The following is a 6,635-nucleotide window of genomic DNA, read 5'->3' on the forward strand; positions in this document are numbered from 1 at the left end:
GGAGTGCCCCACGTAAGCCGCAGCTCGCCGGGCCGACCGACGCGGCCGCCCACCCGCCACCGTAGCAACCTACGGCGTAGGGCACGCAAGCCGCAGTCCCAAATACCACCCGCGTGTTCACAGCCACCTAAGCCGCATTTCACCGGTTCAACCGACGCTGCCGTCCACCCACCACCGTATAAAAGGCCGCGACACGGGGTCGCGGCCTTGTTGAGTATTGTATTGTTGGTGCACCTGTATAAGGTTGTGTTCGAGTTACTTCAGGACTTTGAACTGGTCGTTCTTGTCCATCTTGTCCTTGGCGTCAGCACCAGCCTCGATGGAGCCGAAGTCCATCTGCGCGCGGAGCTTCCAGTTTGCCGGAATGTCGAATGCATCCCGAACCAAGTCGTCAATAATCGGGTTGTAATGCTGCAGGTTAGCGCCGATGCCATTTTCGGCCAGCGCTACCCAAGTGTTGGTCTGGATGGCACCTTCAGCCTGTTCCGCCCAATCCTTGAAGTTAGCAGCGTACAGCGGGAAGTCGTTTTCCAGCTGGGCAACCTGGTCCGTGTCCACAAAGTAAAGGATGGTCCCGTAAGCCGCCTTGAAGCTAGCAATCTTTTCCTTGGTCTTTTCGTAGGCCGCCTCAGTTGGCACCTCACTCTTGAGCCGCTTAACCACGATGTCCCACAGTTCGTCGTGCTTAGCACCGAACAGGAAGACCGCGCGGGTCGTAACGGCGTTAAATGCGTGTGGCGTTGCCTGAATGGTGTTCTCCACCAATTCCACGATGTCCTCGTCGCTCTGCTTAACGTTCTTGCCCAGCGCGTAAATTGAGTGCCGCTGGTTTAACAAATCCAAAAGTTTAGTTTCCATAACTGTAATAACCACCTTATCTTTTTGCTTACAAGAATCATCTTACCAGCTTATTTTTTGTAAGTACAGTACCGAACTGATTTTCGGTGACCCGTTTACCCAAAGTAACCGATGACCATCGCAACCGCCAGAATGACTAGTACGACGGTGGTTATCCACACATACAGACGGTCGTGCTCCACCATGAAAGCATATATGGAAACGACCACTCGCAGTACCGGCGTCAGGATGAGCAGGAACAAGCCAACCATCATGACCGCATCGGCTTGACCGTGCAGCAGCCCGGTGAAGATTGTCCCAAAGCGGTGTGGTTGCGAGCCCGTGGCGTAGTTGCCGCCCTGGAAGAGCATCAACACCAGCCCAATAAGTAAGACCACGACCGCCGCAATCACACCGATACGCATGATACGACCAATTAGTAGTTCAACGTACTTGGTTTCCTCGTGCATCTGGTCCCGTTCACGATTTTGCATCAGATGGTCACCCCGAATCCTTTCAGCAGCATCTGAATCCCCATGAAACCAATGATGGGTACAAAGATCATGCGTAATAACCGCGTGGGCATAATCGGCATAATCCGTGATCCAATCAACGCGCCACCCAGAATTCCCAGTGCGAGTGGTACCGCAATTTCCGGCCGCAGTGACCCGTTAAAGAAGTACACGGTCGCACTCGCGGCAGCCGTTACCCCCATCATCAGGTTAGACGTGGCGCTACTAGGCTTGAGTGGCATCTTCATGATGGTGTCCATCGCAATCACTTTGAACGCACCACTACCAATACCCAGCATCCCCGAGGCTAGCCCCGCCCCAAACATCATGGTCATCCCGCCCGGAACGTTGGTGACGGTGTAATCAACCTGCTTCTTTGTGGCCTTATCGTAGTAAGAGCCGTTCAGCTTCAACTTGGTGGCCAGCTCGTCAGGATGGTCCGCTGGTGCGGCGTCGGTTTTACCAATCAACTTACGGATCATGTTGTAGGTGGAAAATACCAACAACGCGCCAAACAGCCAGTACAAAATGTTGGACGGAACCATGCCCGTAACGATAGCACCCACGATGGCACCCACCGTCGTCCCGATTTCGAGAAACATCGCCACCCGCAGGTTCAACATATCGTCGCGGAGGTACGCAATGGTCGCACCAGAACTGGTCGCAATCACCGCGATAATGCTGGCCGCAATGGCGTACTGGATGGGCAGCCCCATCAGCACCGTCAGCACGGGGGTAATAATCATCCCCCCACCGATACCCATAATGGCACCCAGAATGCCGGCCGCAACACCGGTCACTACTAATAAAATCATCTGGTTAATCATTCCTCGGCCTCCCTACCGTGCCCACTACTACTTGGCTGTCTTCTTAGTGGCCGCCTTCTTAGTGGTGGTACGTTTACGCGTCGTGGTCTTCTTCGCCGTCGTCTTCTTGGCCGTGCGCGTAGTTTTGCGCTTCGTGGTCGTCTTCTTAACGGTCTGCGGTTTAACCTCCTCCTGAGGCTTGGCAGCTTCCTCAGCAATATGCGCTAGCTTTTCCTGGACGGAGGCCACAATGCTTTGCCCGTACTGATCCGCGTTGGCGATAAACTCGTCCGCCGTTGCGACCTCGTCAATGCGGAACCCGGATGCGTTCAGGAACTTGTTGGCGACGGTCAGGTACACCCGCACCGGCACAATCTCGTCGTTACCCAAAAAATTGGTGATTTTCTTGGCGTCCGCCATGGGCAGGTTCACCACGCCGGCCTCCAAAGCAATGGTGGTCGGTTCCGCGCTCGTGATGGTGACCACGCTGCGCATAATACGGCCGGCCGCTAGATTGGTTTGAGCGTCGGCCACCATGGGCGCAAGAGCCGCCGCTACGCCGTCCTGCTCCACTGCCGATGGTTTCACCGTGTGTTCAGCAATCACAAAGTCCGTGTTCGTCACGGCATCAAGATATTTCTGTACGTTGATCTCCATAATTTGGTATTCCCTTCTTATATGCAAAGGCGCGCGTGCACACGCCATAACTGCACTCATCATATCGAACAGCCGCACCCCCTGCAAGGGTTCTGGTGGTCAGCCACCCGCCAAACATCTATACTAAAGGTCGCGGTACCACACACGACGGGCACAACGTAACCTATTTAAAATTGGGATACGATGCCTGAATCAATTGCAAAGGCGGTGAGTACGTGGCCACAACGAGAATTGGTGTACGGGAACTGGTTGAGTTTACCGTGCGTAGCGGCGACCTTAATCCGGTCACGCAATCCAGCAACAATACCGCCATGATGGGTAGCCGAATCCACCGGCGTATCCAGGATGCCCACGCCGATAACTCCGACTACGAATACGAGTCGGAAGTTTACCTTAAACGGGATGAAACCATCGCCGACGTTGAGTACACCATTGACGGCCGGGCCGATGGGGTGATCACCCCTGACGATGGTCCCGTCATTCTGGAAGAAATCAAGACTTCCGCCCGCGACTTTGACCAACTCACCCCCAACACCGTCGACCGCTACTGGGCGCAAGCCGAAACTTACGGCCACTATCTGTGCACGGAACGGGAACTTGACGGCCTCACCATCGACCTGATTTACGTCAACACCCGCAACCAGGACGAGAGCCACCATCGCCGCGAATACACCGCGGCCCAGCTGGCGGATAATTACCAAGCGCTGATTACGGAGTTTGGTAGTTGGATTAAGCTACGCAGCGACATCATCAAACGCCGTAACGAGACCGCCGCGGCCCTCCAGTTTCCCTTTCCAGAATTTCGTGCGGGCCAACACGACTTTGCTGGCGCAGTTTACAAGACCATTTACACCGGCCAGCGACTCTTTGTGCAGGCTCCCACTGGTACGGGCAAAACCATCTCCACCCTGTTTCCCGCCGTTAAAGCCATGGGTGCCGGGCTCATCAACCGGGCGTTTTACTTAACGGCCAAAGCCGCCACCCGCCACGTGGCCGAGGACGCCATGGGCCGCATGGGCGATGCCGGCCTGACCGCGAAAAGTATCACCATCACTGCCCGGGACACAATCCGTTTTGACGACGAACCCGACGAGCCCACGCAAAACCCGTACATGCTCGGCTACTACGACCGGCTCAAGCCCGCGTTACTGGACATGCTCGCTAATAACGACCTCATTACTCGTGCGGTAGTCGAGGAGTACGCCCGTAAACATACCGTCGATCCGTTCGAATTTTCGCTGGACGCCAGCCTATTTTGTGACGTCATCATTTGCGATTACAACTACCTATTCGACCCACGGGTATTTCTGCAACGCTTCTTTGCAAACCCTGACCCCGAGAACTGCTTTCTGGTTGATGAGGCCCACAATTTGGTGGACCGAGCCCGCAACATGTACAGTGCTGCGGTATCACGGCAGGCATTTGCTGACATCATCCCCCAATTATCCGGTCTGAAAAGTGGACGCATTACCCGGCTGCGTAAGAGCATCCGCGGCGTCGAAGACACTATGGACGTACTGGACACCAACCTGCAGCGCGAGGAGCACTTCCAGCAGGAGCCCATTGAGCCCCTAATTGACAGCCTCGATGCCTTTGCCACCCAGTTTCACGAGTGGCTGGAAGCCGAGAAGAACGCGGAGGTTGACCAGGTACTGGATGCCGGTCTGGACGCTTTCTTTGCCGCCAACGCCTACCTCAAAATTGCCGAGTTGTACGACGACGCCTTTGAAACGAGCGTTGCCCGCGACGGAGCGGACCTGACGGTGAAGCAAATGTGCCTGAACCCCAGTCAATTTGTGGACGAGCGGCTCGCCCTCGGTCACGGTGCCGTCCTGTTTTCGGCCACGCTCACCCCGATGGACTACTACCGCGACGTCCTGGGCGGCACCGACAACAGCCTGGCGTACACGTTACCGTCACCGTTCCCGCCGGCCAACCAGGCGGTAATCGTCGCCGGCAACGTGCGCACCACGTACCGCGAACGCACCGCCAGCCTACCGGCATTAATCGCCGCATTGACGGTGATGGTCACGGCGCGGTCCGGCCACTACCTGGTCTTTTGCCCGTCGTACGCTTACCTTGAGACGGTGCACGACGCCTTTGTGCGGGCCAACCCACAATGCGATGTGGTTACGCAAAGGAGCGCGATGTCCGCAGCGGACCGCAAAGCCTTCCTCGACGCCTTTGCACCGGGACAACCACCAGTGGTTGGTTTCGCGGTACTGGGCGGGAGTTTCGCCGAGGGCATCGACCTCCGCGGACAGGCGCTCATTGGGGTGGCGGTCGTCTCGGTCGGGTTGCCGGGACTGTCCAGCGAGACCGACCGCATCAAGCAGTATTACCAGCAACGCAACGGCCAGGGTTTTGCGTACGCGTACCAACTCCCCGGGCTCAACAACGTCCTGCAAGCTGGCGGGCGAGTCATTCGCGGCGCCCATGACGTGGGCGTCATCCTCTTACTGGACGCCCGCTTCAATGAGCCCCGCTACCGGCAACTGCTGCCGGCCCACTGGCAGGTCAAGGCGAACACGCGGAGCACGCGCGAACTGGCCGCAACGTTAACCAACTTTTGGGCGGAGCATCCGGAACCGAGTGATGTGTAAGCTAACTAGGTGCTCGAGGGAAAAAGGTCAACTTTAAAAAAGATATACTGCTGGTTCTACTAGGAGTGGTTTTAATTTTCTCAGCCTGGTTTGTTGGCGCTTTGGTCAACAAATAGCGTAGTTTCATCCCGTCCACACTTCAGAACTCAACTAATTTGGCCTCCTACTGGTAGCCGATTGCTCACAACATTGGGAGTAATCACGCCAGTTGGGAGGCTATTTTTGAATTCAAAAAATACGCTACAATTCCGCCCGCTCAAATAGGACGTATACCAACCAACACCCGCTATAGCACCCGTCAAAGAAACCGGCTACACTAAGGTTAGAAAAGCTTGACTTTCAACGCCCCTGATAATATCATTGGTATAGACCAAACGAGCGGAAGACAATCAAGGAGGATTCAATCATGGATGTACGTGTATTTGACGGTAAGGCAGCGGCTAGCAAGGCGGCATTTAACGTAATTAAGGACGCAATGGGCAATGGTATTCAGACTTTGGGTCTGGCTACGGGTAGCTCCCCCGTTGACCTGTACAACGACATGACCAGTAGTGATCTGGACTTCAGCAAGATGACCAGCGTTAACCTGGACGAGTATGTGGGCTTGGACACGAAGAACGACCAGAGCTACCACTACTTTATGAACGAGCACCTGTTCAGCAAGAAGCCATTCAAGCAAAGCTTTGTCCCAGACGGTCAGGCTGCAGACATCGAGCAGGCTGCTAAGGATTACGACCAGATTATCGAGGAGCACCCCATCGATATTCAGTTGCTGGGCATTGGTCGTAACGGCCACATCGGCTTCAACGAACCAGGCACACCGTTTGATGAGGGCACCCACAAAGTAACGTTGACGCAGTCGACGATTGACGCCAACGCACGGTTCTTTGAACATGAAGAAGACGTGCCACGTTACGCCATTTCCATGGGCATTGGCTCCATTATGAAGAGCAAGCAAATCATCCTGTTGGCCTTCGGTGAAGACAAGGCTGACGCCATTAAGGCAACGGTTGAGGGTCCGGTAACGGAGGACGTGCCAGCATCCGTATTGCAAAACCACGACAACGTGATTGTGTTTGTTGACGAGGCGGCGGCTAGTAAGTTGAGTAAGTAGAGAGCGCAGCAGGCCGTTTAGAAGGCAGAGCATAAGCAACTCTAACCGAAAGGCCCGGGTTTGGCCTTTTGGTTAGAGTTGCTTATGCGGCGTCTTCTGGCCTGCG

At 55.3% G+C, this 6,635-nt stretch carries 6 protein-coding genes; 2 read left to right on the forward strand and 4 right to left on the reverse strand.

Going from position 1 to position 6,635, the window contains the following annotated elements; translation table 11 throughout:
• Window positions 1–255: 255 nt before the first annotated feature.
• The 4 genes from LPA02S_RS10180 to LPA02S_RS10195 all read right to left on the reverse strand — a co-directional run bounded on the left by LPA02S_RS10180 (window position 256) and on the right by LPA02S_RS10195 (window position 2,812).
• Window positions 256–858 carry a nitroreductase family protein gene (locus tag LPA02S_RS10180; protein ID WP_056956167.1) on the reverse strand — a complete coding sequence of 201 codons (603 nt, stop codon included), beginning with the start codon at window positions 856–858 and terminating at the stop codon, window positions 256–258.
• Window positions 859–953: 95 nt separating this feature from the next.
• The gene (locus tag LPA02S_RS10185) at window positions 954–1,331 is read right to left on the reverse strand and encodes a DUF1634 domain-containing protein (RefSeq protein ID WP_061777632.1); all 378 of its coding nucleotides are present in this window, start codon (window positions 1,329–1,331) and stop codon (window positions 954–956) included.
• On the reverse strand, window positions 1,331–2,173 hold the full coding sequence (locus LPA02S_RS10190; RefSeq protein ID WP_174520302.1) for a sulfite exporter TauE/SafE family protein: 843 nt from the start codon (window positions 2,171–2,173) through the stop codon (window positions 1,331–1,333). The genes LPA02S_RS10185 and LPA02S_RS10190 overlap by 1 nt, the downstream gene beginning before the upstream one ends.
• A gap of 30 nt (window positions 2,174–2,203) precedes the next feature.
• A complete protein-coding gene (locus LPA02S_RS10195) occupies window positions 2,204–2,812 on the reverse strand; it encodes a hypothetical protein (protein ID WP_056956169.1) in 609 nt (202 codons plus the stop codon).
• A gap of 215 nt (window positions 2,813–3,027) precedes the next feature.
• On the opposite strand from LPA02S_RS10195, the gene LPA02S_RS10200 reads away from it, so the two are divergent.
• Both LPA02S_RS10200 and nagB read left to right on the forward strand, forming a co-directional pair.
• On the forward strand, window positions 3,028–5,415 hold the full coding sequence (locus LPA02S_RS10200; RefSeq protein ID WP_056956170.1) for a helicase C-terminal domain-containing protein: 2,388 nt from the start codon (window positions 3,028–3,030) through the stop codon (window positions 5,413–5,415).
• Between the two features lie 406 nt (window positions 5,416–5,821).
• On the forward strand, window positions 5,822–6,529 hold the full coding sequence (gene nagB, locus LPA02S_RS10205) for a glucosamine-6-phosphate deaminase (RefSeq protein WP_056956171.1): 708 nt from the start codon (window positions 5,822–5,824) through the stop codon (window positions 6,527–6,529).
• The last annotated feature ends 106 nt before the right edge of the window (window positions 6,530–6,635 follow it).

Origin of the sequence: Lacticaseibacillus pantheris DSM 15945 = JCM 12539 = NBRC 106106, assembly GCF_001591865.1 — a bacterium.
In the GTDB taxonomy this organism is placed as follows: domain Bacteria; phylum Bacillota; class Bacilli; order Lactobacillales; family Lactobacillaceae; genus Lacticaseibacillus; species Lacticaseibacillus pantheris.

What these genes read in the sequence shown, in the direction of transcription:
- LPA02S_RS10180 (WP_056956167.1), bottom strand. Translation starts at nt 858, where the DNA reads ATGGAAACTAAACTTTTGGATTTGTTAAACCAGCGGCACTCAATTTAC.
- LPA02S_RS10185 (WP_061777632.1), bottom strand. Translation starts at nt 1,331, where the DNA reads ATGCAAAATCGTGAACGGGACCAGATGCACGAGGAAACCAAGTACGTT.
- LPA02S_RS10195 (WP_056956169.1), bottom strand. Translation starts at nt 2,812, where the DNA reads ATGGAGATCAACGTACAGAAATATCTTGATGCCGTGACGAACACGGAC.
- nagB (WP_056956171.1), top strand. Translation starts at nt 5,822, where the DNA reads ATGGATGTACGTGTATTTGACGGTAAGGCAGCGGCTAGCAAGGCGGCA.